This window comes from Luteimonas kalidii, assembly GCF_029887935.1.
GTDB lineage: Bacteria > Pseudomonadota > Gammaproteobacteria > Xanthomonadales > Xanthomonadaceae > Luteimonas > Luteimonas kalidii.
In genome coordinates this window covers 1-24,831 of sequence record NZ_JARXRO010000007.1, presented here as the reverse complement: position 1 = coordinate 24,831, position 24,831 = coordinate 1, and the positions used below count along the sequence as shown (strand labels likewise).

General features: G+C 71.6%; 24 protein-coding genes and 1 pseudogene. 17 read left to right on the top strand and 8 right to left on the bottom strand.

The window, feature by feature from the left end; translation table 11 throughout:
- The first annotated feature begins 5 nt into the window (after positions 1-5).
- The 7 genes from QFW81_RS00905 (at position 6) to QFW81_RS00875 (ending at position 5,771) form a co-directional block, all read left to right on the top strand.
- The gene (locus QFW81_RS00905) at positions 6-467 is read left to right on the top strand and encodes a DMT family transporter (RefSeq protein ID WP_280576676.1); all 462 of its coding nucleotides are present in this window, start codon (positions 6-8) and stop codon (positions 465-467) included.
- Positions 464-1,087: an HD domain-containing protein gene (locus tag QFW81_RS00900; RefSeq protein ID WP_280576675.1), complete on the top strand. Its 624-nt coding sequence runs from the start codon at positions 464-466 to the stop codon at positions 1,085-1,087. Before QFW81_RS00905 ends, QFW81_RS00900 begins: the two co-directional genes overlap by 4 nt.
- A gap of 171 nt (positions 1,088-1,258) precedes the next feature.
- Positions 1,259-1,624: a DUF6164 family protein gene (locus QFW81_RS00895; RefSeq protein ID WP_280576674.1), complete on the top strand. Its 366-nt coding sequence runs from the start codon at positions 1,259-1,261 to the stop codon at positions 1,622-1,624.
- A 54-nt stretch (positions 1,625-1,678) separates the two neighbouring features.
- Positions 1,679-2,938: an APC family permease gene (locus QFW81_RS00890; protein ID WP_280576673.1), complete on the top strand. Its 1,260-nt coding sequence runs from the start codon at positions 1,679-1,681 to the stop codon at positions 2,936-2,938.
- Positions 2,939-3,048: 110 nt separating this feature from the next.
- Complete coding sequence (locus QFW81_RS00885; protein ID WP_280576672.1) at positions 3,049-4,599, top strand: leucyl aminopeptidase; 1,551 nt, start codon at positions 3,049-3,051, stop codon at positions 4,597-4,599.
- Positions 4,600-4,626: 27 nt separating this feature from the next.
- The gene (locus QFW81_RS00880) at positions 4,627-5,403 is read left to right on the top strand and encodes a sulfurtransferase (protein ID WP_280576671.1); all 777 of its coding nucleotides are present in this window, start codon (positions 4,627-4,629) and stop codon (positions 5,401-5,403) included.
- Positions 5,400-5,771 (top strand): hypothetical protein, encoded by a 372-nt coding sequence (locus QFW81_RS00875; RefSeq protein WP_280576670.1) that lies wholly within the window; start codon positions 5,400-5,402, stop codon positions 5,769-5,771. Before QFW81_RS00880 ends, QFW81_RS00875 begins: the two co-directional genes overlap by 4 nt.
- A gap of 144 nt (positions 5,772-5,915) precedes the next feature.
- Here QFW81_RS00875 and QFW81_RS00870 read toward each other — a convergent pair whose 3' ends face one another.
- A complete protein-coding gene (locus tag QFW81_RS00870; protein ID WP_280576669.1) occupies positions 5,916-6,731 on the bottom strand; it encodes a helix-turn-helix domain-containing protein in 816 nt (271 codons plus the stop codon).
- 130 nt (positions 6,732-6,861) lie between these two features.
- Between QFW81_RS00870 and QFW81_RS00865 the strand changes: the two genes are divergently transcribed.
- Entirely contained in the window at positions 6,862-7,272 is a 411-nt protein-coding gene (locus QFW81_RS00865) for a hypothetical protein (protein WP_280576668.1), read from the top strand.
- Between the two features lie 53 nt (positions 7,273-7,325).
- Here QFW81_RS00865 and QFW81_RS00860 read toward each other — a convergent pair whose 3' ends face one another.
- Together QFW81_RS00860 and QFW81_RS00855 are read right to left on the bottom strand one after the other, a co-directional pair.
- On the bottom strand, positions 7,326-8,084 hold the full coding sequence (locus tag QFW81_RS00860) for a glutamine amidotransferase-related protein (protein ID WP_280576667.1): 759 nt from the start codon (positions 8,082-8,084) through the stop codon (positions 7,326-7,328).
- A gap of 393 nt (positions 8,085-8,477) precedes the next feature.
- Positions 8,478-10,412, bottom strand: coding sequence for a DEAD/DEAH box helicase (locus tag QFW81_RS00855; protein ID WP_280576666.1), 1,935 nt, complete (start codon positions 10,410-10,412; stop codon positions 8,478-8,480).
- Positions 10,413-10,636: 224 nt separating this feature from the next.
- Here QFW81_RS00855 and QFW81_RS00850 point away from each other — a divergent pair, with 224 nt between their 5' ends.
- Positions 10,637-12,238: a protein adenylyltransferase SelO gene (locus QFW81_RS00850; protein ID WP_280576665.1), complete on the top strand. Its 1,602-nt coding sequence runs from the start codon at positions 10,637-10,639 to the stop codon at positions 12,236-12,238.
- 403 nt (positions 12,239-12,641) lie between these two features.
- Here the strand turns inward: QFW81_RS00850 and QFW81_RS00845 are convergent, their stop codons facing one another.
- Both QFW81_RS00845 and QFW81_RS00840 read right to left on the bottom strand, forming a co-directional pair.
- Positions 12,642-13,367, bottom strand: coding sequence for an MliC family protein (locus QFW81_RS00845; RefSeq protein WP_280576664.1), 726 nt, complete (start codon positions 13,365-13,367; stop codon positions 12,642-12,644).
- A gap of 87 nt (positions 13,368-13,454) precedes the next feature.
- Positions 13,455-15,218, bottom strand: a complete 1,764-nt coding sequence (locus tag QFW81_RS00840; protein ID WP_280576663.1) for a M14 family metallopeptidase — start codon at positions 15,216-15,218, stop codon at positions 13,455-13,457.
- 130 nt (positions 15,219-15,348) lie between these two features.
- Between QFW81_RS00840 and QFW81_RS00835 the strand changes: the two genes are divergently transcribed.
- Together QFW81_RS00835 and QFW81_RS00830 are read left to right on the top strand one after the other, a co-directional pair.
- Positions 15,349-16,980: a POT-type proton-dependent oligopeptide transporter gene (locus tag QFW81_RS00835; protein WP_280576662.1), complete on the top strand. Its 1,632-nt coding sequence runs from the start codon at positions 15,349-15,351 to the stop codon at positions 16,978-16,980.
- A gap of 27 nt (positions 16,981-17,007) precedes the next feature.
- Positions 17,008-17,613 (top strand): rhomboid family intramembrane serine protease, encoded by a 606-nt coding sequence (locus QFW81_RS00830; RefSeq protein WP_280576805.1) that lies wholly within the window; start codon positions 17,008-17,010, stop codon positions 17,611-17,613.
- A gap of 39 nt (positions 17,614-17,652) precedes the next feature.
- On the opposite strand, the gene QFW81_RS00825 is transcribed toward QFW81_RS00830, so the two are convergent.
- Positions 17,653-17,835: a hypothetical protein gene (locus QFW81_RS00825; RefSeq protein ID WP_280576661.1), complete on the bottom strand. Its 183-nt coding sequence runs from the start codon at positions 17,833-17,835 to the stop codon at positions 17,653-17,655.
- A 181-nt stretch (positions 17,836-18,016) separates the two neighbouring features.
- Here QFW81_RS00825 and QFW81_RS00820 point away from each other — a divergent pair, with 181 nt between their 5' ends.
- The 5 genes and pseudogenes from QFW81_RS00820 to cfa all read left to right on the top strand — a co-directional run bounded on the left by QFW81_RS00820 (position 18,017) and on the right by cfa (position 21,947).
- Complete coding sequence (locus QFW81_RS00820) at positions 18,017-18,298, top strand: GNAT family N-acetyltransferase (RefSeq protein ID WP_280576660.1); 282 nt, start codon at positions 18,017-18,019, stop codon at positions 18,296-18,298.
- 50 nt (positions 18,299-18,348) lie between these two features.
- Positions 18,349-19,102 (top strand): annotated as a pseudogene (locus QFW81_RS00815) (pseudouridine synthase).
- 244 nt (positions 19,103-19,346) lie between these two features.
- On the top strand, positions 19,347-19,559 hold the full coding sequence (locus QFW81_RS00810) for a cold-shock protein (protein WP_280576659.1): 213 nt from the start codon (positions 19,347-19,349) through the stop codon (positions 19,557-19,559).
- Positions 19,560-19,931: 372 nt separating this feature from the next.
- Positions 19,932-20,780, top strand: a complete 849-nt coding sequence (locus QFW81_RS00805; RefSeq protein WP_280576658.1) for a DUF3298 and DUF4163 domain-containing protein — start codon at positions 19,932-19,934, stop codon at positions 20,778-20,780.
- Between the two features lie 48 nt (positions 20,781-20,828).
- Positions 20,829-21,947 (top strand): cyclopropane fatty acyl phospholipid synthase, encoded by a 1,119-nt coding sequence (gene cfa, locus QFW81_RS00800; protein WP_280576657.1) that lies wholly within the window; start codon positions 20,829-20,831, stop codon positions 21,945-21,947.
- A gap of 13 nt (positions 21,948-21,960) precedes the next feature.
- Here the strand turns inward: cfa and treF are convergent, their stop codons facing one another.
- Both treF and QFW81_RS00790 read right to left on the bottom strand, forming a co-directional pair.
- Positions 21,961-23,541 (bottom strand): alpha,alpha-trehalase TreF, encoded by a 1,581-nt coding sequence (treF, locus tag QFW81_RS00795; protein ID WP_280576656.1) that lies wholly within the window; start codon positions 23,539-23,541, stop codon positions 21,961-21,963.
- On the bottom strand, positions 23,538-24,380 hold the full coding sequence (locus QFW81_RS00790) for an NAD-dependent protein deacetylase (RefSeq protein WP_280576655.1): 843 nt from the start codon (positions 24,378-24,380) through the stop codon (positions 23,538-23,540). Before QFW81_RS00790 ends, treF begins: the two co-directional genes overlap by 4 nt.
- A 220-nt stretch (positions 24,381-24,600) precedes the next feature.
- Between QFW81_RS00790 and QFW81_RS00785 the strand changes: the two genes are divergently transcribed.
- A partial coding sequence (locus tag QFW81_RS00785) for a hypothetical protein (RefSeq protein WP_280576654.1) occupies positions 24,601-24,831 on the top strand: 231 nt, incomplete at its 3' end.

Here is a 24,831-nt window from a genome sequence, read left to right as displayed (position 1 = left end):
CAGGCATGAAGGGTTGGGCATCGCTGGGCATCGTGGCGGCGGTCGCGATCGGGGCGCTGCTGCCGCTGCAGGCGCTGGTGAACGCGCGCCTGGGCGCGCTCACGCAGGGCGCGCTGTATGCCGCGTTCGTCTCGTTCCTGGTGGGGACCTGCCTGTTGGGGGTGGTGATCGTCGTCACGCGCACGCCGTTGCTGCCCGCTGTGCCGGTGGCTGCGCTGCCGGCGTGGATCTGGGTCGGCGGCGCGATCGGCGCGGTGTTCGTGTTCGCGGCCACCTGGCTGGTGCCGACGCTCGGCGCCGGCGCGATGATCTGCCTGGTGGTGCTCGGCCAGGTGGTGTCGTCGCTGGTGCTCGACCACTTCGGCGTGCTCGGAACGGCACGGCCGGCCGACCTCGTGCGCGTCACGGGCGCGCTGCTGGTGATCGTGGGCGCGGCGCTGGTCGTGCGCCCCTGGCAGTCGGGTTGACGGCGCAGGTGATCGCGCTGCCGCCGGGACAGCTCGAGGCGCTCGAGGCCGCCTATGCCACGCCGCCGCGCGCGTACCACCACTTCGACCACGTGCGCGAGGTGCTGCGTCATTACGATGCGGTCGCGGCGGGTCCGGGTTGGGTGCAGCCCGACGAGGTGCGGTTGGCGGTGCTGTACCACGATGCGGTGTACGAGGCCGGCCGGCGCGACAACGAGGCGCGCTCGGCGCAGTTCGCGCTGGAAGAGATCGCGCGCTGGCTGCCGGACGCGCCGCTGGACCGCGCACGCGTGGCCGAACTGATCGAACTCACCGCACGCCACGGCCAGTTGTCGGCCCACGATTTCGGCAAGACCGCGGTCGCCGTCGACAGCTGCCACTTCCTCGATTGCGACATGGCGATCCTCGGCGCCGACCCGGACGTGTTCGACGCCTACGACCGTGCGATCGCCGCCGAATATCGCGGCCACGTGCCGGACTGGCTGTTCCGGATCAACCGCCGCCGCTTCCTCAAGGCGCTGCTGGCCAGGCCGCGGATCTACCTGAGCGACTTCTTCCATGCGCGCCTCGACGCGCAGGCGCGCGCCAACCTGCGGCGGGTCGTCACCGGCAAGCGCTGAGCATGCACCGTGCGGTCGATCGCGCGCGCCCGTCTGCGAGCGTGGCGCGGCGCTCCACCGGGTGCATTGCGATGGCGCGCAGGTGTCGTGCGCTCAAAACCGGCGGATCCGCGTAGGCGGGAAGACGATCGTGGCGACGGCCTCGCGGCGGATCGGGCTATGATCGCGTCGATGGCGAAACTCCTGCTCAACCTGCGCCACGTGCCCGACGACGAGGCCGACGACGTCCGCGCCTTCCTCGACGCGGCGCGGATCGAACACTACGAGACCCGGCCGGGGCCGTTCGGCATTTCCGCCGGCGGGATCTGGGTCCGCCACGACACCGACGTGCCCGAGGCCAAGCGCCGCATGGCCGAGTACCAGCGCCAGCGCGCCGAACGCGTACGGGGCGAGCACGCACAGGCCGTGCGCGATGGCACCGCGGAGACCTTCGCCGACATCGCGCGCGCCAATCCGCTGCGGGTGGCGCTGATCGTGGTCGCGATCGCGCTGCTACTCGGGCTGATGGCGCTGCCCGCCATCCTGATCGGGCGCTGATCGATGGGGTCACGCGCGCAGGGCGACCTCGTCCGCGGCATCGGACGGGGCAGCATGGTCGCGCTGTTCATCAATTCCGTCATCGGCGCCGGCATCTTCGGGCTGCCCTCGCGCGTGCACGACCTCCTCGGGCCGTATGCGCTGCTGGCCTACCTGGCGTGCGCGCTGCTGGTGCTGCTGGTGGTGCTGTGCTTCGCCGAGGTGGGCAGCCGCTTCGAGGACACCGGCGGACCGTACCTGTACGCGCGCACCGCGTTCGGCCCGCTGGTGGGCTTCCAGGTCGGCTGGCTGGTCTGGTTGACGCGCGTGACCGCGTTCGCGGCGCTGTGCAACCTGCTGATCGACTACCTGGCGCATCCGTGGCCGGCGGTCGCCTCGCTCCCCGGTCGCGTGGCGGTGGCGACGCTGGCGACGCTGGTGATCGCGGCGATCAACATCCGCGGCGTGCGCACCGCGGCGATCGTCGCCAACGTGTTCACGGTGGGCAAGCTGGTGCCGCTGGTGCTGTTCGTGGCGGTGGGCCTGTTCTTCGTCGCGCCCGCGAACTTCGTGCCGACCGCCACGCCTGCGGCGGGCGAGTACCCGGCAGCGATCCTGCTGCTGGTGTTCGCCTTCACCGGCTTCGAGACCGCCACGGTGCCGGCGGGCGAAGTGCGCGAACCCAGGCGCACCCTGCCGTTCGCGATCCTGGCCTCGATGGCGGTGATCGTGCCGCTCTACCTGCTGATCCAGGTGGTCTCGATCGGCACCCTGCCCGAATTGGCGGATTCCACCACGCCGCTGGCCGATGCCGCGGGGCGCTTCGCGGGCAGCCTCGGGGCCGCGGTGATCGTGTTCGGCGCGGTAGTGTCGATCTCGGGCACGCTCAATGGCCTGGTGCTGGCCGCGCCGCGGCTGCTGTACGCGATGGCCGAACACGGCCAGCTGCCGGCCGCGTTCGCACGCACGCACGCGCGTTACCGCACGCCGCACTGGGCGATCGCGCTCACCGCCGTGTGCATGCTGGCGCTCACCCTGTCGGGATCGTTCCTCACCGCGGTGGCGCTGAGCACGATCACGCGCCTGCTGGCCTATGCGGCGACCTGCCTCGCGCTGCCGGTCCTGCGGCGGCGTGAAGGGGCGGGCATCGCACCGGCCGCGTTCCGGGTCCCGGCCGGCGGCTGGGTCGCCGCCGCGGCGATGCTGGTGATCGCCTGGCTGGTGGCGCACGCGGCGCTGGCGGAACTGCGCAACGTGGCGATCGCGATGGCGGTCGGCGCGGCCCTGATGGCGCTGGCGGCGGCGATGGGGAAGCGCAGCTCGCAGCGCGCATGACTTTCGGCAGGCCGCGACGCCGGATGGCGCGGGGTAAGGTCGTCGTTCCTGCGCCGGCGCTTCAGAGTGCGTCGCGCGCAATCTCCCGTTCCGTCCTCATGGGGCATCCGATGTCCAGATTCTTGTTCGCGCTCGCAATGTTCCTGGGCATGGTGTCCGCATGGCCGTCCGTGGCCCTGGCGCAGCGCGCGCTGGCGTTCGAGGCGCACCAGGTCCCGGAGAACGGCTCGGTCGCGATCACGGTTGCCGAAGGGCTGCCCACTGGTGGCAGCTTCGACATCGTCGATGCGCGCACAGGCGGGGCGCTGCGGCGCGCGGCGGAGGCCGACGGCTTCCGCGGCAAGGCCGACAGCCGGCTGGAGCTGCGTGGCTTCGCCGGTTACGAGCGCCTGCTGGTGCTCGGACTGGGCGACGCCGGTCTGCAGTCGGCGCGCGAGCTGGAAGACGTCGGCGGCCGCGTGGCGCAGGCGTTCGCGAAGAGCCGCGCCGCGCGCGTGGACCTGGTGTGGGACGGCGCCGAAGCCGGGGCCGCCGCGCACCTGGCCTTCGGCGCCGCGATCGGTCAGTACCGTTTCGACAAGTACCGCTCGAAGTCCGACGAGGACGCGCCGGCCGCGGCCGGGCAGGGAACGCTGGCGATCCGCACCCGCGAGGGCGCCGCGGCCGAAGCGGGGTATCGCGCGCAGTGGCAGCCGGTGGCCGGGGCGGTCGCCTTCGCGCGCGACCTGTCCACCGAACCGGGCAACGCGCTGTGGCCCGAGGAGTTCGTCGACCGCGTGCGTGCCGCCGCGCGCGGCCTGCCGCTCAGCATCGAAGTGCTCGACGTGCCGGCGATGCGGGCGCTGGACATGGGCGGCATCCTCGCCGTCGGTCAGGGCAGCGTGCGCCCGCCGCGCCTGTTGCTGGTGCGCTACGCCGGCGGTGCCGCGGGCGAGCCGCCGCTGGCCTTCGTCGGCAAGGGCATCACTTTCGACAGCGGCGGCATCTCGATCAAGCCCAATACCAACATGTGGCAGATGAAGGGCGACATGACGGGCGCGGCGACGGTCGTGTCCACGGTGCTGGCGCTGGCCGGCCGCCAGGCGCCGGTGAACGCGGTGGCGGTGGCGGCGCTGGCCGAGAACATGCCCTCGGGCAGCGCGTCGCGACCCGGCGACGTGGTGCGCACGGCATCGGGCAAGACCTTCGAGATCATGAGCACCGACGCCGAGGGCCGCATGGTGCTGACCGACGCGCTGTGGTACGTGAAGCGGCAGGACAGCCCGAAGCTGGTGATCGACGTGGCCACGCTCACCGGTGCAGTGGTCACCGCGCTCGGCGGCGACTACGCGGGCCTGTTCTCGCGCGACGACGCCCTGGCGGCGCAACTGCTCGCGGCCGGCGAGGCCAGCGGCGAGCCGCTGTGGCGGCTGCCGCTGCGCGACGACTACGGCAAGCGCCTGGAATCGCCGATCGCTGACCTGCGCAACGGGGGCGGTTCGCCCGGGGCCGGTGTCGGCGCCTACTTCATCGGTGAATGGGTGGATCGCGCGCTGCCGTGGGCGCACCTGGACATCGCCGGCGCGGACTGGAACGACAGCGCCGATCCCACCGTGCCCGAGGGAGCCTCCGGCTTCGGCGTGCGCCTGCTCGACCGCTTCGTGCGCGACCACCACGAGTAGCGCCGGTCGGCCCCCTACAATGGCGCCATGATCCGCAACATCGCCGCCTACCGTTTCGTCGAGGTCGACGACCCGCCGGCCCTCGCCGCCGACCTGCGCACCTGGGCCGAGGCCGGTGCGCTGCGCGGGACTGTGCTGGTGGCGCCCGAGGGGATCAATCTGTTCCTGGCCGGGGCCGACGACGCGATCGAGGGTTTCCTCGATCGGCTGCGCGCGGATCCGCGCTTCGCCGCGATCGGAGTCAAGCACAGCTGGAGCCAGGCGGTGCCGTTCGCGCGGCTGAAGGTGAAGCTCAAGCGCGAGATCATCAGTTTCCGGCGTGACGGGGCGTCGCCGCTGCGTGCCGGACGCGCACCCGCGGTCGCGCCCGCGGTGCTGGCGCGCTGGCTGCGCCAGGGCCGCGACGACGATGGCCGCCCGGTGGTGACGCTCGACACGCGCAACCGCGAGGAAACCGGCTACGGCACCTTTGCCGGGGCGTTGACCCTGCCGATCGACAACTTCACCGACCTGCCCGCGGCGCTGGCTCCGCATCGCGCCGCGCTGGCCGACGCCACCGTGGTCAGCTACTGCACCGGCGGCATCCGCTGCGAGAAGGCGGCGCCGTGGATGCGCGCCAGCGGCATCGACCGGGTGTTCCAGCTCGAAGGGGGCATCCTCGGCTACTTCGAAGCCGTGGGCGGCGAGGGCTTCGAGGGGCGCTGCTTCGTGTTCGACGACCGGGTCGCACTCGATCCCGACCTGCGGCCGCTGGCCGGCGGCGCGCATCCCGCGCCGGTCCATGCGGGAGTGCAGGCCGCATGAGCTGGATGGGGCTGGTACTGCTGGTGCTCGGCGCCTACCTGGCCTACAAGCTGGTCGGCGCGCTGCTCAAGATCGTGTTCTTCGTGCTGGCGCTGGTGGGCGCGTACTGGTTCCTCGCCCCGCACCTGGGCTGGCCCACGGTCTCGGAGCTGGTCTACGTGCTGGGGCCGGACTTCGGCGGGCGCCGCATCGAGGAGGTCCTGCAACCGTCCTCCGTGGCGGGCGAGGTGGCCGGGCGGGTCGCCGACCAGGTGGCCGACGGGGTGATGGAGCGCGTCACGGCGCCCGGATCCCCGCCCGAGGTCGCGCCGGCGGACCAACCGGCGCCGCCGGTGCCGGCCGACGGGGACGTGCAACCGATTCGGTAGGGCGTCTTGTCGCCACGGCGCGGGCGGAATGCCATCGCCCACGGCAGGTGCGGGGCGCGCGCGGCAGCGTGCGGACTGCATGCGGCCCCGGTGCACGGCTGCGGCGCGATGCGGTCGCACGCGGCAGGCCCGGGCGTGGCGCGCTCACGCGCCCGGAGCCAGGAACGGACTCGCTTCGATCGCGTCGGCGAACGCGGCGCTGCGCAGCACCTCCGCGGTCTGCGCATCGGCCGGAAAGAACGATTCGATCGCCAGTTCCGACAGGGTCACCGCCACCGGCGTGCCGAACACGGTGGTGGTGCTGAGGAAGGCCAGTTCGCCCAGTGCGGAATGGAGGCGCATCGGCACCACCACCGCGTTCGCGTCCGGCGTCTCGTCGTGGTCGGGTGACGGGTAGGCCGACAGTTCGGCGTCCAGCGCCACCAGCACCGGGTCGCCGGTCGCCGCCACCTGCTGGCGCAGGCGGTGGAGCAGGTGCGCGCGCCACTGGCCCAGGTTCGCGATCCGCGGCGCGACGCCCTCGGGGTGCAGGCTCAGGCGCAGTACGTTGACCGGCGGCTCCAGCAGGTGTGGCGCCACCCCGGCCAGCAGCGGTGCGAGCGCGCGGTTGGCCGCCTGCAGCCGCCAGTGGCGGTCCACCGCCAGCGCCGGATACGGCTCGTGGCCGCGCAGCACCAGTTCGATCGCCTGCCGCGCCTGGTCGAGCGAGGGATCGTCGATGCGGCGCTCGCTGTAGACCGGGGCATAGCCCGCAGCCACGAACAGCGCATTGCGTTCGCGTAGCGGCACCTCGAGCCGGTCCGACAGGCGCAGCAGCATCGCGCGGCTGGGCAGCGAGCGCCCGGTCTCGACGAAGCTCAGGTGGCGCGCGGAGATGTCGGCCAGGCCGGCGAGGTCGAGCTGGGACAGGTGCCGGCGCTGGCGCCAGTCGCGCAGCTGGGTGCCGACGGCGGGACGCATGGGGGAAGGTGTGTTCATGGACCACACGATAGCCGCTGGCCCGGCGCCCTGACCTTACCCGGGAGGTAATCGCGGCGGTGACGCCGCGCAGCCAGCATGACGGCGTCCCATCCGACCCGAGGAGATCGCCATGACACTGCGCCAGATGCTTGCCCATCCCCGCTTCCTGCCGCGCGTGCTGCTGCTCGACGCCGTCGCCTCCGGCGCCACGGCGGTGGTGCTGGTGGCCGCCGCCGACGTGCTCGCCCCGGTGCTGCAGTTGCCTGCCGGACTGCTGCGTGGCGCCGGCGTCGTGCTGCTGCCGTTCGTGGCGCTGGTCTACGGCCTGTCGCGGCAGGTGGCACCGGCACGGCGCTGGGTGGCCGCGGTGGTCGTGGTCAACCTCGCATGGGTCGCGGCCAGCGCATGGGTCGTGTGGGGCGGGGCCTGGCAACCGGGCCCGATGGGCGTCGCTTTCGTGCTGGCGCAGGCGCTGGCGGTACTGGCGTTCGCCGAGCTGGGCTGGTTCGGGCTGCGCGCGCGGCCGGTGGCCCGCGCCTGAGCCCGCCAACGCGACGGCGCGCCGGCAGCGGCCCGCCGTCGATTGGCGCGGCGCTACTCGCCGAACTCGCGCGAGGGCAGGGCGATGCGCCGGTCCGGGCGCCCGACCAGGTCGAGGAAATTGTTGAATACCGCGTCGGCGCCGGCCTGCATCGTCGCGATGTGCTCGCGGGTATGGGCCCGGATCGCGGCTTCGTCGTGCAGGCCTTCGCGGCGTTCGAGTTCCTCGCGGTAGCCGGGCGTGGCCAGCCAGCGTTCGATCAGCGGCTCGTCCATCTCCAGGTGGAACTGGAACCCGTAGGCCTTCTCGCCCCAGCGGAAGGCCTGCTGTTCGCAGGTATCGCTGCGCGCGAGATGGGTCGCGGTGCGCGGGATCTCGAAGTGGTGGCCGTGCCACTGGAACACCGGGGCGTCCTCGCCCAGCGGGGCGAGCACCGGATCGTCGCGTCCGGCCTGCGTCGCGCGCAGGCGGTACCAGCCGATCTCGGGCACGTGGTGGCGTTTCACCGGCGCGCCCAGCGCGTGCGCCAGCAGCTGCGCGCCCAGGCAGATGCCGAGTACCGGCTTGCCCTGGCCGAGCATGCGCTCGATCGCGGCCAGTTCGGTGCGCAGGTGCGGGCGCGTGGCCTGCTCCTGCACGTTCATCGGGCCGCCGAGCACCACCAGCCCCTGGTAGCGGTCGACGCTGGGCTGGGCGTCGGGGTCGCGCTCGAAGTTGACGAAGCGGATGCGGTGGCCGCGGCGACGGATCAGCGGGTCGAGGGTGCCGAGCGGTTCGGCGGCCACGTGCTGGAAGACGAGGATGCGGGGCATGCAGCGATTCTAGGAAGCGATGGCCTGGAGCGGAACCACGCGGTTGCGGCTGTGACGAATGCGGACCGGATCGGGGTCCGGATTGCATCGGGGCGGGAGTCGATCTTCAGGCGGACGCGATCGCCTGGCCGGGCGGTCGGCCTCGGACCAATCCCGGTTCGGCCGGCCCTTCGCCTGCGGAGGCATTGCGCCCTTCACGGCGGGACGGCGGCGAACGCGGACAGGGTCGTGCCGCAGGCGCGTGCTCGTACCAGCCCGGTCCGCGCTTTCCTTCCCACGTTTGCGGGCAGTGCACCCTTCACGGGTGGAAGGTGACGAAGGCGGATGGGGTGCGGCTGCGGGCTCCCCGTCCAGCCGCCCGTGCGCTTCACAGGAAGCGGGAGCGTCCCCGCGCTACCGCGGCGGCCGCTTCCCGCCTGGTCGAGGCCGCGGTTTGCCCGCGCCGGGGCCGGTGCCGGGACGCGGGGCCCGACCGCGCGGCGGACGCGCGTCGCCGGCCTCGGCGCGGCGCATCTTCAGCTGCTGGCCCGACACCCAGACCTTCTTCAGGTGTTCGAGCACCTCGCGCGGCATGCCCTCGGGCAGGTCGACCAGGCTGTGGTCGTCGCGGATGTCGATGCGGCCGATGAAGCGGCTCTCCAGGTCGGCCTCGTTGGCGATCGCGCCGACGATGTTGCCCGGCTGCACGCCGTGCGCATGGCCGACCTCGATGCGGAAGGTCTCCATCGCGAAGTCGCCGCCCGCGACGGGCGGCGCCGCCGGCGCGCCGCGCGGTCGCGGCGACGCACGCTCGGCGGGCGAAGGGGCCTCTTCGAACAGCGTCTCACCGGCGTTGGCGGGTCGCTCGCGCCGCGCGGGCCGCTGCGCGGGAGCGGATGCCGGCGCCGATACGGGTGCCGAGGCGGGTGCCGATGAGGCCGCGGCCGGGGCATCGCGCTCGCGACGCTCCATGCGTTCGCGCGGGCCGCGCCCCTCGTCCCGATCCTTGCGCGTGCGCTCGACCGACGCGGCCAGCAGCAGCGGCGTATCGCCCTGCAGGATCCTGGCCAGCGCCGCCGCGATCTCGGCCGCAGGCACGTCGTGTTCGCGCTCGTAGCGTTCCACCAGGTCGCGGAACAGGGCCAGGTCCGGGCTCTCGAGTGCGCCGGTGATGCGCTCCATGAACTTCGACACCCGGCGCTCGTTCACCGTCTCCACGCTGGGCAGCTGCATGGCCTCGATCTTCTGCCGGGTGGCGCGTTCGATCGCGCCGAGCATGCCGCGTTCGCGCGGCGCGGCGAACAGGATCGCCTCGCCGCTGCGTCCGGCGCGGCCGGTGCGGCCGATGCGGTGCACGTAGCTTTCGGTGTCGTAGGGAATGTCGTAGTTCAGCACGTGGCTGATGCGGTCCACGTCCAGCCCGCGCGCGGCGACGTCGGTCGCCACCAGGATGTCGATGCGGCCGTCCTTGAGCGACTGGATGGTCTTCTCGCGCTGCTTCTGGTCGAGGTCGCCGTTGATCGCGGCCGCGGCGAATCCGCGCGCCGCCAGCTTCTCTGCCAGTTCCGCGGTGCCCAGCTTGGTGCGCGCGAACACGATCATCGCGTCGAACGGCTCGGCCTCCAGGATCCGGGTGAGCGCGTCGAGCTTGTTGGTGCCGCTGACCATCCACACCCGCTGGCGGATGTTGGCCGCGGTGGTGGTCTGCGACTTGATCGCGATCTCGACCGGATCCTTGAGGTAGGTCTGGGCGATGCGCTTGATCTGCGACGGCATGGTCGCCGAGAACAGCGCCACCTGGCGGGTGGCGGGGGTCTTCTTCAGCACCGCCTCGACGTCGTCGATGAAGCCCATGCGCAGCATCTCGTCGGCCTCGTCGAGCACCAGCGTGCGCAGTTCCGACAGGTCCAGCGTGCCGCGGTCGAGGTGGTCGATCACGCGCCCGGGGGTACCGACCACCACGTGCACGCCGCGCTTGAGCGCGGCCAGCTGCGGGCCGTATCCCTGGCCGCCGTACACCGGCAGCACGTGGAAACCGGGCAGGTGGGTGGCGTACTTCTGGAACGCCTCGGCCACCTGGATGGCGAGCTCGCGCGTGGGCGCGAGCACCAGCACCTGCGGCTTGCGGGCGGCGGCGTCGAGCCGCGCCAGCGCCGGCAAGGCGAAGGCGGCGGTCTTGCCGGTGCCGGTCTGGGCCTGGCCGAGCACGTCGCGGCCCGCCATCAGCGGCGGAATGGTCGCGGCCTGGATCGGGGAGGGCGACTCGTAGCCGACGTCGGTCAGCGCCCGCAGCAGCGGCTCGGACAGGCCGAAATCGGCGAACGGCGTGGGAATGGCTTCGGCGCTCATGGGGATCCGGGCTGCGCCGGTCTCGTGAAAAAAAGGGGGACACAGTGTACGCGCCGCGCCATCAGGGCGCCGTCGCGTGCCGGTGACGGACTACGCATTACGATGGAATTCCCGATCTTCGGCCACGCCATGCTCCATTCGCCGCCGCTGCCCGGCATCCGCCGCTCGGCCGACCCCGTCGGCCACGCTGCCGGCGAGGCCCGGTCTGCGGCGGGCCGCTGAACATGCACGCGCCGCGCTTCGACAACGTGCTGCTGCGCGAACTGCCGGGCGATCCCGAGCAGGGCCCGCGCCTGCGCCAGGTGGAGGCGGCCTGGTCGCGGGTACGGCCGACGCCGGTCGCCGCGCCGGTCCTGCTCGCACACTCGCGCGAAGTGGCGGCCGAGCTTGGCTGGTCGGAGGCCGAGGTGCGCGCGCCCGCGTTCGCCGAGGTCTTCGCCGGCAATGCGCTGGTGCCGGGCATGGATCCGTTCGCCACCAACTACGGCGGCCACCAGTTCGGCCACTGGGCCGGGCAGCTCGGAGACGGCCGCGCGATCACGCTGGGCGAGGCGGTGCTGCCCGATGGGGAGCGACGCGAACTGCAGCTCAAGGGTGCGGGACTGACCCCGTACTCGCGCAGCGCCGACGGCCGCGCGGTGCTGCGCTCGTCGGTGCGCGAGTTCCTGTGCAGCGAGGCGATGCACCACCTCGGCATCCCGACCACGCGCGCGCTGTCGCTGGTGGCTACGGGCGAAACCGTGGTGCGCGACATGTTCTACGACGGCCATCCGCAGGCGGAGCCGGGCGCGGTCGTGTGCCGGGTCGCGCCCTCGTTCCTGCGTTTCGGCCATTTCGAGCTGCCGTCCGCGCGCGGCGACACGGCGCTCTTGCGGCAGCTGGCGGACGTCTGCATCCGGCGCGACTTCCCGCACCTGCTGGAGTCCGATGCCGATGAACCGCTCGCGACGCTGCAGCGCCGTGGCGCTTTCACGCAGGCGCGCTACGCCGCCTGGTTCGCCGAGGTCTGCGAGCGCACCGCGCGGCTGGTGGCCGGATGGATGCGGGTGGGCTTCGTGCACGGCGTGCTCAACACCGACAACATGTCGATCCTGGGCCTGACCATCGACTACGGGCCCTACGGCTGGATCGACGACTACGATCCGGACTGGACGCCGAACACCACCGATGCCCAGGGCCGGCGCTACCGCTTCGGCTGGCAGCCGCGCGTCGCGCACTGGAACCTGTCGCGGCTGGCGCAGGCCCTGTCGCCGCTGTTCGACGATGCCGCGCCGCTGCAGGCGGGGCTCGACCGCTATGCCGACGTCTACGTGCAGGCCGAGCGCGACACGATCGCGCGCAAGCTTGGCCTGGCCGCCTGCGACGACGACGACGTCGCCCTGATGCAGCGTATGCAGGCGCTGATGCAGGCCGCGCAGGTCGACATGACCCTGGGCTTCCGCGCGCTGGCTAGGCTCGATCCGGCGCATCCCTCGGCCGACGTGCTGGCACACGCGTTCTACGATCCGTCGCTGCGCGAGGCGCATGCGCCCGGGCTGGATGCGTGGCTGCAGGCCTACGCGCAGCGGCTGGCGCGTGACCCGCTCGACGCCGCTGCCCGCCGCGCGCGGATGTCGGCGGCCAACCCGCAGTACGTGCTGCGCAACTACCTCGCCCAGCAGGCGATCGACCGCGCCGAAGCCGGCGACGTGGCGGGCGTCGCGGAACTGCTGGACGTCATGCGCCGGCCCTACGAAGACCAGCCGGGTCGCGAGGCCTTTGCCGCGAAGCGTCCGGAGTGGGCGCGCACGCGGGCGGGGTGTTCGATGCTGTCGTGCAGCTCCTGACGACGCTGGCACCCGGCACTCACGCAGGCGGCCCCATGCTCGAGGTGGCCATTCCTGATGCCGTGACGCGCGCCGGTCCAGTGCCTGTCCCATGTGGGAGCAGGCAAAAAAAGGCCGGCTATTTGCCGGCCTTCTTGTCCTTCTTCGCCGCGCGCTTTTCCTTCAGCGACTTTTCCGGCTTTTTCTTGTCTTCCTTGCGCTTGTCCAGGTTCTTGGCCATGGCGGTCTCCCGGTGGTTGGCGGCGCAAGCTTACTGCGGCGCGCGCCGGGCGCACAGGGGCAGGACGCCCGGCCGTCCGGGCACGGGGCGGGGGCGGGCCGGCCGGTCGATGCGAACGCCCCGCACGGCCCATCGCCCCTGCGCGGCCCATCGCCACCGCGCGGCCCATCGCGCCCGTCGTCGCTACTCCTGCAGGAACGCGCCGCAGCCGCGGTAGACCTGGTCGCCGACGCCCAGCTCGACCGCCGCCGGATAGACCTGGTCGCTCATCCCGTCGCTGCAGTCGCCGCGGGTGATGCGGAGCGTGACCGGGCTGCCGTCGTCCGCGTGGCCGGCGAAGCCCTCGCCCGATGCGAGCGGGCCGGCGCCGGCCACCACCAGTTCGCGTTCGCCCATGTCCAGCGCCAGCGCGATCTCCGGCGGCTCGCCTTCGCCGACTTCCAGCGACCAGAACGGCTCGGTACCCAGGCCGCGGAACCGGACGCCGCGGTCGCGGGCCTCGTCCCAGGGCGATACGTCGTCGGTGACGCGGCAGCCGGAAGTCGCGCCGTCCAGCGTCAGGCTCGCCTGGTCGCCCTTGTTCCAGAATTCGTTGCCGGCGGCATCCGCGTAGCGGGCGCCGGAGGCCGCCATCGCCTGCGGCAGCTGCACCTGGCGCAGGCCGGTGGACAGGGTCACCTGCCCGGCGGTGTTGTCGAAGCGGGCAGAGACCAGCATGTCGCCGCAGCGGAAGCGGGCCGAGGCGGTGTCGGGCGGTGCAGGCGGCGCCGCGGCATCGGCCGAGGGCGGGACGGCGTCGGGTGCCGGAGCCGGGACGTCGGGCGTCGGCGCCGGACGGCAGCCGGCGGCGAGCAGCAGGGGCAGGGCGAGCACGCAGGACAGCACGGGGCGGAATGCGGGCTGACGCATGGCGGGTCTCCGCGGGGGGCCGGGACGCCACTGTCGGCCATGCGCGGCAGCGGCGCAAACCGGCCGCGCGATGCCGACGCGGCGGGGTCACTCGGGCCGGTGCGCGGTACGCAGGACCGGATACAGGTCGAGCCGCTCGTCCCACGACGGGTGGCGGCGATGGAAGAACTCCAGCCGCGCGGTGGGGCTGGCGGCGAACGCCTCGTCCTCGCGCAGGCGGCGCTCGAACGCGCTGCGCAGCGCCGGATCCGCAGCCAGCATCTCGCGCGCCACGGCTTCCGCCACGTACGCCTCCATGTATTCCTTGCGCTCGAAGGCATTGTTGAACACGCCCCACTGCAGCAGCGAGTCCGGCGCCTGCGGTTCGAGCAGGGCCATCACCAGCCGCGCCTTCGGCTGCGCGATCGGCACGAACAGCGATCCGGCCGGCACCTCGCGTCGCTCGCGCGCCCAGGCGCCTTCCACGGCCAGCCGCTGGTGGCCTTCCACCGTACCGGTGGCGAGCGTGGTGGCGGTGGCGCGGAAGGTCTCGGTCTCGTCGTGGCGCCAGGGGCCGGCCAGCACGCTGTGGGTGATCCCGTGCGCGCGCAGCGTCTCGCCCACGCGCGCCGCGAACGCGACCGGCACCAGGTAGCCGCCGCGCGGGGCCTCGACCACCGTGCGCGGCACGATCTCGTCGCGCAGCGGCACCTTCCACACCTGCGGCGTCGATTCGTCGTAGCGGGTCATCAGGGCGCCGGAGATCTCCGAGGGCGTGCGCGTGTAGGCATAGCCGCGGAAGTCGATCGTGCGCGCGCGTTCGGTGGCGCGGTAGTCCAGCGGCACCGGCGTGCCTGCCAGGTCGCGCGCATCGGCGGCGCGCGCCAGCGCCATCCAGTCGCGACCCTCGCGGGCGATCTGCTCCAGCACCGAGACGATCGTGTTGCGGGTGATCCGCACCCGCACCGGATACGGCTTCCAGGAGTGGGTCTCGACCAGCATCGCCAGCCGGTTGCGCAGCAGGAAGTAGCCGGTGGAAAAGCGCGGTGGCGACACGCCGTCCTCGAACCCAGAGGCCGGGTCCTGGTAGTCCTCGAACGAGGGATAGAACGGCAGCGGCAGCGAGCCCTGCGCGGCGAGGTCGGCAATGGTGCGCGTGCGCAGCGACCGCCCTGCCTGGCGCAGCGCCTCGTCGCCACCGTGCAGCGGTTCGACCTGGATCGAGATGTCGTGCTCGAACTGGGCGCCGTTGGTGGCGTGCAGGTCGATGGTGGCGATCGGGTCCCAGTCGTCGACCAGGCGCAGCATCGCGCGCATCTCGGGCGAATCGGCCTTGGCGTAGTCGCGGTTGAGGTTGTAGTTCTGCGCCGTGGTGCGCCAGCCCATCTGCTCCGGGCCGCGCTGGTTGGGGCGGTTCCAGGCGCCGAAACGCTCGTGGCCGTCGACGTTGAACACCGGCACGAACACCCACACCAGACGCTCCAGCACGCCGGCGGCGGCCTCGCCTTCGAGCACCTGGCGCAGCGCGAGGAAGCCGGCATCCTTGCCGTCGATCTCGCCGGCGTGGATGCCGCCCTGCATCAGCACCACCGGCAGGCCGGCCGCGTGCGCGTCGCCTGGCGTCAGCGCACCGCTGCGCGAGACCATCAGCGCCTTCATCGGCCGGCCCTCGGGCGTGGTGCCGAAGTCGATGCAGCGCACCGCGTCGGGATAGTCCCGGGCGAAGGCGGCGCACAGGGCGATGGTCTCGTCGTAGCGGCCGGTCGTGGCGAAGCCGCCGCGTTCGGCGGCGGTGGTCAGCGGCGCCTGCGCCGGTGTGGCGGGCGGCGCGGCCAGCAGGACGAGGGCGGTGGCGAGCAGCAGCGGCTTCATCGGCAGTCCGGGGCATTCGGTGAGCGGGCATGATGCCAGCCCGCGGCCGGGGCGCATGTGGCGATGGTCCGGGCGCGCGCCGCGCCGGGATCGGGTAGCCTGCGCGCTTCGCGCCGACCGGTCCTTCCGCATGAGCTCACCCGTGACGCCCGCCCCGCAGGGGCCGATGCCGCGCCAGATCAGGTACATCATCGGCAACGAGGCCTGCGAGCGCTTCAGCTTCTACGGGATGCGCAACATCCTGGTGCCGTTCCTGATCAGCTCGGTGCTGCTGGGCTACCTGCCCGAGGGCAGCGAACGCGAGGCGATGGCGAAGGACGTGTTCCACACCTTCGTGATCGGGGTGTACTTCTTCCCGCTGCTCGGCGGCTGGCTGTCGGACCGGTTCTTCGGCAAGTACAACACCGTGCTGTGGTTCTCGCTGATCTACTGTGCGGGCCACGCGTGCTTGGCGCTGTTCGAGGGCCACCGCACCGGGTTCTACACCGGCCTGTTCCTGATCGCGCTGGGCTCGGGCGGCATCAAGCCGCTGGTGGTGAGCTTCTGCGGCGACCAGTTCGACCAGTCGAACAAGGACAAGGCCAAGCTGGTCTTCGACGCGTTCTACTGGATCATCAACTTCGGTTCGTTCTTCGCCTCGCTGTTCGCGCCGCTGCTGCTGCGCAACTTCGGTCCGGCGGTCGCGTTCGGGGTGCCGGGCGTGCTGATGTTCATCGCCACGGTGATCTTCTGGATGGGGCGCAAGCAGTACGTCAACGTTCCGCCTTCGGGCAACGACCCGGATTCCTTCCTCAGCGTGATCCGCACGGCGCTGCGCGAGCGTCGCGCGGGGCAGGGCAACGCCGGCACGCTGGTGGCGTGGGGCGGGATCGCGGTGGCGGCGCTGATGCTCGTGCTGTGGGCGCTCAAGGCAGTGGGCGTGGGCCTGGCGTGGTGGCCCGACTCGTTCGGGTTCGTCATCACCGCCTGCCTGGCGCTGGGGGTGCTGATCGCGTTCGGCGGCTGGGGCGCGTCGCTGCAGCTCGAACGCGCCCGCGGCCGGCACCCGGACGCGGCGGTGGACGGCGTGCGCGCGGTGCTGCGGATCCTGATCGTGTTCGCGCTGGTGACGCCGTTCTGGTCGCTGTTCGACCAGAAGGCCTCGACCTGGATCATCCAGGGCAACGCGATGGTGGTGCCGCACGAGCAGTGGTGGTGGCCCAGCTGGCTGGTCAAGGAGCCGGCGCAGATGCAGGCGCTCAACCCGCTGCTGGTGATGCTGCTGATCCCGTTCAACAACCTCGTGCTGTACCCGCTGCTGCGTCGGCTGGGCTTCGTGGTCACCGCGCTGCGGCGGATGGGCTGGGGCATCGCGATCTCCGGCGCATCTTGGGTGGTCGCCGGCGTGCTGCAGCTGTGGATCGACGGCGGCGCCGAGGTGTCGCTGGCGTGGCAGTCGCTCCCGTACCTGCTGCTGACCTTCGGCGAGGTGCTGGTGTCGGCGACCGCCCTGGAGTTCGCCTACAGCCAGGCGCCGCACGCGATGAAGGGCGTGATCATGGCGTTCTGGTACCTCACCAGCACCTTCGGCAGCCTGTGGGTGCTGCTGACCAACGCCGGCGTGCGCAACGACGGCTTCAAGGCGATGATCGTGCAGACCGGCCTGAGCGAGCCGGCGTTCCTGATGTTCTTCTTCGCCGCGTTCGCGTTCATGGCCGCGCTGGCGTTCGCGCTGTATGCGCGGCGCTACCCGATGCAGGACAATTACCGCGTCGCGACCTGAGGCCAGCCGGCAGCCCGCATGCAATCCATCGTCACCTTCGTCCTGATCGCCGTCACCGTGTTCGTGTCCTGGCGCGCGTTCAACGACCGCCGCCTGCTGGACCGCCTGATCCTTTGGCCGCCGGCGATCGACCGCCACCGCCAGTACGACCGGCTGGTGACGCACGGCTTCATCCATGCCGACGCCCAGCACCTGCTGTTCAACATGATCACGCTGTTCTTCTTCGGGCGTTCGATCGAGCCGGTGTTCGTCGACCGCATCGGCCACCTGGGCTTCGCCGCGTTCTACCTGTCGGCGATCGTGATGGCGATCATGCCGACCTACTTCCGGCACCAGAAGGACGCGGGCTACCGCAGCCTGGGCGCATCGGGCGCGGTGTCGGCGGTGCTCTTCAGCTTCATCCTGTTCGCGCCGTGGAACCTAATCTTCGTGTTCTTCCTGCCGGTGCCGGCAATCGTGTACGCCGCGCTGTACATCGGCTATTCGATCTGGATGGACCGGCGCGGCGGCGACAACGTCAACCACAGCGCCCACCTGTGGGGCGCGGCCTACGGCGTGCTGTTCACGGTGCTGATGGAGCCGAGGGTGGCGTCCACCTTCGCGTCGCGGCTGCTCAGCCCGTCGTTCGGCTGAGCAGGGCGGGGCGGTACGCGGCCGGGCCGCGTGCCCGGACTACAGCGCGGTGGTGCGGACCATGTGCTGGTCGTTCCCGGCGTCGGTGACCTGGTAGGTCTGCTCGAGCGCACCGTAGATCAGCGAGTCGAGCTGCGAGAATTCGAGATTGTCGACATCGCCGTTCCGGACGAGGTCGAACAGGCGCACGATGGCCTGCTGCTGGGTTGCGTGGTCGATCATGGATCCCCCGGTCTGGCGCGTGTGTTCCATGGGGAAGCAGGTTCCGTGCCAGCCGGAAGCGTGATCGCCGTCAACGATCTGTCGCCCCGGTGCGTCACCCGCAGGCGCGATGCGCGCCGAGGTGACGGCCACCGCCGCCCGACCCACAATGCAGGCCCCCCAGCGGACACAGGAACCCCCCATGGACCCGATCGACATCCGCCACCGTGACGGCGAGGGCTTCGAGGCCGTCTTTCCGGAAGGGCGGGCGGTGCTGGACTACCAGCTGGCGGACGGACGCCTGGTCATCGTGCATACCGGCGTTCCGGCCGAACTGCGCGGGCGCGGCGTGGCCGGGCAACTGGTCCGTGCAGCCTTCGAGCACGCACGTGCCGCGGGACTCCGGGTGGAACCGCGCTGCAGCTACGCCGCCGAATGGAGCGGGCGCCATCCCGAGTTCGCCGATCTGCTCGCGACCGGCTGAGGTCCCGGGGCGCGCCGCGCCGCCGTCGTGCTGCGCGTCGCACGCGTGATCTGCCAGACTGCGCGCCCCACGCCGACCGACCGCCCCGTGATGCGTCTCAACCGCTACATCAGCGACACCGGCCACTGTTCCCGACGCGAGGCGGACCGCCTGATCGGCGAGGGCCGGGTCAGCGTCAACGGGGTCCGCGCGCGCATCGGTGCCGAGGTCGGCGAGGGCGACGCGGTGCTGCTCGACGGCCAGCCGCTCAAGCCGCGCAGTGCGGCGAAGGGCAGGCGCCGGCACGTGTACATCGCGCTCAACAAGCCGGTGGGCGTGACCTGCACCACCGAGTCCTCGGTCAAGGGCAACATCGTCGATTTCGTCGGCCACGAGCAGCGGATCTTCCCGATCGGGCGCCTGGACAAGGATTCGGAAGGCCTGATCCTGCTCACCAGCAACGGCGAGATCGTCAACGCGATCCTGCGCGCCGAGAACACGCTGGAGAAGGAGTACCTGGTGGCGGTGAACCACCCGGTGACGCCCGAATTCCTGCGCGGCATGAGCCGCGGGGTGCCGGTGCACGGCCAGGTCACCCTGCCGTGCCGGACCGGCAAGGTCGGGCGCTTCGGATTCCGGATCGTGCTGGTGCAGGGACTGAACCGGCAGATCCGGCTGATGGCCGCGCACTTCGGGCTGCGGGTGAAACAGCTGAGGCGGGTGCGGATCGGCCCGGTCCAGCTGGGACACCTCAAACCCGGCCAGTGGCGCAACCTGACCGACCCCGAGCTGGCGGCCCTGGTCCCCGGCCGGGAGGCGTGGTAGGGCGTACCCGAGGGTATTTACACATCGCCCGGAAAGTGCGATATCGTTCGCCCACTGTTCAAGGCCGGGATCACGGTACATCGTGGCTCCGATGCGGTAGATCACAAGAGTCTCCAGCCGTCCCCCCCGGCGGCCGCTCCAGGCGATCCGCTCCATCGTTCGCGTTACCCCTTGCTCGATACAGTCCAGGCATCCCAGAGGGAGCCTGGTATCCATCCACTGTCTAGTTTCAAGGAGTAGCTCCATGACTGGAGATCGCCAGACCGGCACCGTCAAGTGGTTCAACGACGCCAAGGGCTTCGGTTTCATCACCCCGGAAAGCGGCCAGGACCTGTTCGTCCACTTCCGCTCGATCCAGGGCACCGGCTTCAAGTCGCTGCAGGAAGGCCAGAAGGTCTCGTTCAAGGTCGTGCAGGGCCAGAAGGGCCTGCAGGCCGACGAAGTGCAGCCGCTCTAAGCGACGCCGCGATTCGCGATGCCAGGAAGCCCCGGGTGGCGACACCCGGGGCTTCTTCTTTGTGCGCCGCGCAGGTGTCGTCCCTGCCTGCTGCCACCGCCTTGCAGCACACCGATGCGGCGATCGGACGGCACGGCGCCCGGTCGGACGGCCGCTGCCGGGTCCGTGGCGGTCTCCCTGCACGACGGCATTCGAGCCAGCCAGCCGCTGCGCCGCCGCGGAGCATCCGGAGGTCGGCGGCGTCGACCGGTGCCCCCCGGCCGCGATGTGCGGCCTTGACTCTGCGTGCACCGATGGCTTGTTACAAAAGCGTTAGACCGCGCGTATGCTTGCGCGCCTTCCACATGACATCGTTCACAGGGGACGTGAGGAATGAACCGGTTGTCTCGCCCGATTGTCCTGCCGCTGCTGTTGCTGGCACTGGCCGCCTGCCGCGACGAGGCGCCGCGCGCGCCGGACACCCGGGCGCCGCAGGCCGCGGTCGAATCGCCGGACCCCGCGCCGCCGCGTGAGCCGGTCGAGCTGAACGACGTCGTGGAATCCGATCCGCGCTACATCGTCGGCATCACCTATCCGCCCGAGGTCAATCGCTATCCGGGGCTCGCCACCGAACTGAAGGCCTATTCCGATGCCGCGCGCGAGGACCTGATGCAGGCCGTCGCCGGGCTCGACGCCGATGGCGGGTCGGGCACCACGATGTACGACCTCGCCCTGGAGTACAAGGTGATCGCCGACACGCCGGAGATCTTCGCCGTGGCCGCCGACGGCAGCAGCTTCACCGGCGGCGCCCACGGTGCGCCGCTGATCGCGCGCTTCGTGTGGCTGCCGCAGCACGACCGCCTGCTGACCGCCGACGCGCTGGTGCGCGATCCCGAGGCCTGGCGCACGATCGCACGCTACGTGCGCGAACAGCTGCATGCCGCCCTCTCGCAGCGGGTGGATGCCGACGACCTCGAGCCAGCCGAGCGCGAACGCGTGGTGCGGTCGGCCGGACGCATGATCGACGAGGGCGCCACCCCCGAGGCCGACAGCTTCGCCGAGTTCGAGCCGGTGATCGGCGCCGACGGTCGTGTGGTCGCGCTGCGGTTCGTCTTCCCGCCTTACCAGGTGGGCCCCTACTCGGACGGCGTGCAGACCGTCGAGGTGCCTGCGGGCGTGCTGCTGCCGCACATCGTCGAGCAGTACCGGCCGCTGTTTTCCGACCCGTCCGCGTCGCAGTAGACTCGTTCCCGCTGGGGCCGGGCCACGTCCCGCCCCGAAGGCGGGAGCATGCGCGAGGACCGGTTCCGGAACCGTCTGCAATCCCTGCTGGCCGAGGCGGACGTACGCCTGGACGGTGAGCGGCCGTGGGACCTGCGCGTGCTCGATCCGCAGGTGCCGGCGCGGCTGCTGGCGGGTGGATCGCTGGCACTCGGCGAGTCGTACATGGACGGCGGCTGGGACGCGGATTCGCTCGACGGTTGCCTGCAGCGCCTGCTGGGCGCGGGTCTCGAGCGGCGGGTCCTGGGACTGGCCGACATGCGCATCGCGCTGCTCGCGCGCCTGCTCAACCTGCAGCGCGGCCGCCGCGGTCGCGCGGTCGGCGAACGCCACTACGACCTGGGCAACGACCTGTATGCGTCGATGCTCGGGCGGCGCCTGGTCTACAGCTGCGGCTACTGGCGCGAGGCGGCCGACCTGGACGCCGCGCAGGAGGCCAAGCTCGACCTGTGCTGCCGCAAGCTCGGGCTGCGGCCCGGCATGACCCTGCTCGACATCGGCTGCGGCTGGGGCGAGATGCTCCGGTTCGCGGCCGAGCGCTACGGCGTGTCCGGGGTGGGCCTGACCATCTCGTGCGAGCAGGCGGCCTACGCGCGAACGCTGTGCGCCGGCTGGCCGGTCGAGATCCGGGTACAGGACTATCGCGAATTCGACGGCGGCTTCGACCGGATCGTCTCGATCGGGATGTTCGAACACGTGGGCGTACGCAACTACGCCGGCTACTTCGACCTGGCGCGCCGCTGGCTCGCGCCCGACGGGCTGTTCCTGCTGCATACGATCGGCGGCAACCGCAGTCGCACGCACACCGACCCGTGGATCGCGAAGTACGTGTTCCCCAACTCGATGCTGCCGTCCGCGGCGCAGCTGGCCACCGCGCTGGAGGGCCGCTTCGTGATCGAGGACTGGCACAGCTTCGGCGCCGACTACGACCGCACCCTGCAGGCCTGGCGCGGCAACATCGAGGGCGCCTGGCCGCGACTGGGCGCACGCTACGACGAGCGCTTCCGGCGGATGTGGCGCTACTACCTGGCGGCGTCGATGGCCTGCTTCCGGGTGCGGCTGATCCAGCTCTGGCAACTGGTGCTGTCGCCGCGCGGCGTGCCGGCCGGATACGTGGCGCCGCGCTGAGGACGGCGCGGCGTCAGCGGGCGCCGGCGACGTCGGGATAGCGCGCCATCAGCGCGCGCAGCACGCCGTTGGTCCAGCCGAAGCCGTCCTGCAGCGGATACTCACCGCCACCCGCGGCGGCGTCGCCGGTGACATCGTATTTCTCCACCAGCTTGCGCTCGGCGCGGAACACCTCGAGGTTGCGGCGGATCCAGCGATGCGCGATGTCGTTGGCCAGCGCCTGCTCGCCGTAGCCCTCGAAACCACCGATCGCCAGCCACTGCAGCGGTGCCCAGCCATTGGGCATGTCCCACTGCTCGCCGCTGCGCACCGTGCTGGTGGCCAGGCCGTGGCGCTGCAGCAGTTGCGCCCGCACGGTGGCCGCGACGCGCGCGGCCTGCGGCGGGTCGGCGATGCCGAAGTACAGCGGGTAGACCGTGGCCAGGGTCAACTGGCCGCTGGGCCGCCCTTCGCGCCACAGCAGGTCGACGAACGCGCCCGCAGCCTCGTCCCACAGCAGGCGCCGGATCGCCTCCGCGCGCGCGTCGGTGCGGGTGCGCAGGTCGGCTGCGCGCGCCGGATCGCCGGCGAGCGCGTAGGCCTCGGCCAGCGTCGACTCCAGCCTGTGCAGCAGGCTGTTGAGGTCGGGCGGCACGATCTCGATGGTGCGGATCGTATGCAGGCTGCGCCCGTCGGCCAGCCAGCGCGAACTGAAATCCCAGCCGCTCTCGGCGCCGGCGCGCAGGTTGCGGTAGACCTCGGCTGGTGGCCGCGTGGATCTGGCGGCAGTGTCCACGTCCATCACGTGGCTTTCGTCGCGCGGGGTGTCGCAATCGTCCCAGTAGCGGTTGAGCACGGTGCCGTCGGCCAGACGCACCACGCGCCGGTACGCGCTGCCGGGCGCCAGCGCGTCGGCACCGTCCATCCAGAACGCGTATTCGCGCGCCAGTTGCGGCAGGTAGTCCGTCAGCACGTCGCGCCCGTCGTGCGCGGCCAGCAGCTGCACCATCGCGGCGAAGAAGGGCGGCTGCGAGCGGCTGAGGTAGTAGGTGCGGTTGCCGTTGGGTACGTGCCCGTAGCGGTCGATCATGTCGGCGAAGTTCGCCACCATGCCGCGCACCAGGTCCAGGCGGTCGCTCTCGACCAGGCCCAGCATCGTGAAGTACGAATCCCAGTAGTAGATCTCGCCATAGCGCCCGCCCGGCACGATGTACGGATGCGGCAGCTGCAGCAGCGAACTGCGCGCATCGCCGTCCGTGGGAGGACGCTCGAGTTCGCGCCAGAGCCGGTCGATGTGGGTGGAGGCGTCGTGGCGCGGATCGGTGCGGTAGCCGCCCGCGGCCTGCGCCGGCAGTTCGAAACGCTGCGCGATGAAGTACGGCAGGTCGAAGCCGGGCTCGTCGCGGCGCTGCGCGTACTCGGCGGCGATCGCCGCGGGGGCAGCGGCGGGAATGGCGTCCACCATCGCCTTCGCGTCCGGCAGCGCGCGCTGGGCATCGGCGAACAGGTCACCGTAGATCTCGGGAAACCCGGCCACGCACTGCTGGGCGGCGGCTGGGGCAACGCAGGCGCACAGCACGGCGGCGAGCAGGCTGCGGCGCAGGCGCCGGATCATTGCAGGGCCCCGTGCAGGGTGGTGGCGATCTCGGCGTCGAGGCGCAGGGTGGCCAGCTCGTCGGCGCGGGTGCGCCCGCGGTTGAGGATCGCGATCGGCAGGCCGGCCGTGGCGGCCATGCGCACGAAGCGCAGGCCCGACCAGACCATCAGCGAGGATCCGACCACCAGCAGGGCGTCCGAGGCCTGCAGCGCCTGCTGGGCGTCGGCCACGCGCTGTCGCGGAACGTTCTCGCCGAAGAACACGACATCGGGCTTGAGCTGTCCGCCGCACTGTTCGCACCAGGGCGGGCGGAAGCCCGTGACCGCGTCGTCGTCGAGGTCGGCGTCGCCGTCGGGGGCGGTGCCCGCGGGGCCGGCGATCCAGTCGGCGTTGGCCGCTTCGATGTCGGCCTGGATGGCCTCGCGCCCGCTGCGGGCGCCGCAGCCCAGGCAGACGACGCCGTCCAGGCGTCCGTGCAGGTCGATGACCTCGCGATTGCCCGCACGCTGGTGCAGGCCGTCGACATTCTGGGTCAGCAGTCGGTGCATCGTGCCGCGTGCTTCGAGTTCGGCCAGTGCCCGGTGGGCCGCGTTGGGCCGTGCGGCGAGGAAACGGGGCCAGCCGATGCTGCTGCGCGCCCAGTAACGCCGGTAGGCGGCATCGCTCCCGGTCAGTGCCTGCAGCGTGATCGGCGGCGTGCGCTTCCACTCGCCGTTGCGGTCGCGGTAGTCGGGAATGCCCGAGGCGGTGCTGCAGCCGGCGCCGGTCAGCACGAACACGCGCCGGTGGAGGGCGAGCCAGTCGCGCAGCACGGCGGCCGATTCGTCGTCGCTCGCGATTTCGGGCAACGCGGACATGGGAAGATGCTAACCCGGGCGGCGTGACGGGGCGCGGATCCGGATCGCACGATGTGTTGCAGATGGGGTGGCTGATGGCGCTGCAGGGCGCCTTCGAGTGGGACGCCGCACCCTCCCGCCCGGTGGTCGCTCTTCCCTCGGTCGGGGCTCCTTCCCCGACTCGGGCGCGCGCCATCCATGGCGCGCTGGCCGCGACCACCGGGCGAGAGGGCGCGGCTCGTTGAGCTTCGTCCGCGTCGCTTCGTCAGTCGGGTGTGTCGGCTACGGCGTCGGCGACTGCAGGCGCTGGATTTCAGGGAAGGAAATCGCGGCGGATTTGGACCGTCCCGGAAACGTGTCGGAACGCAGCTTTGGCAACAGGTTGCAACTGCTGAAGAATCCAAAGCCCACCGGTCACCGGAAGCCGAGCGCGGCCGGCAGGGACCGCGGCAAGCACGCCATGGATGGCGTG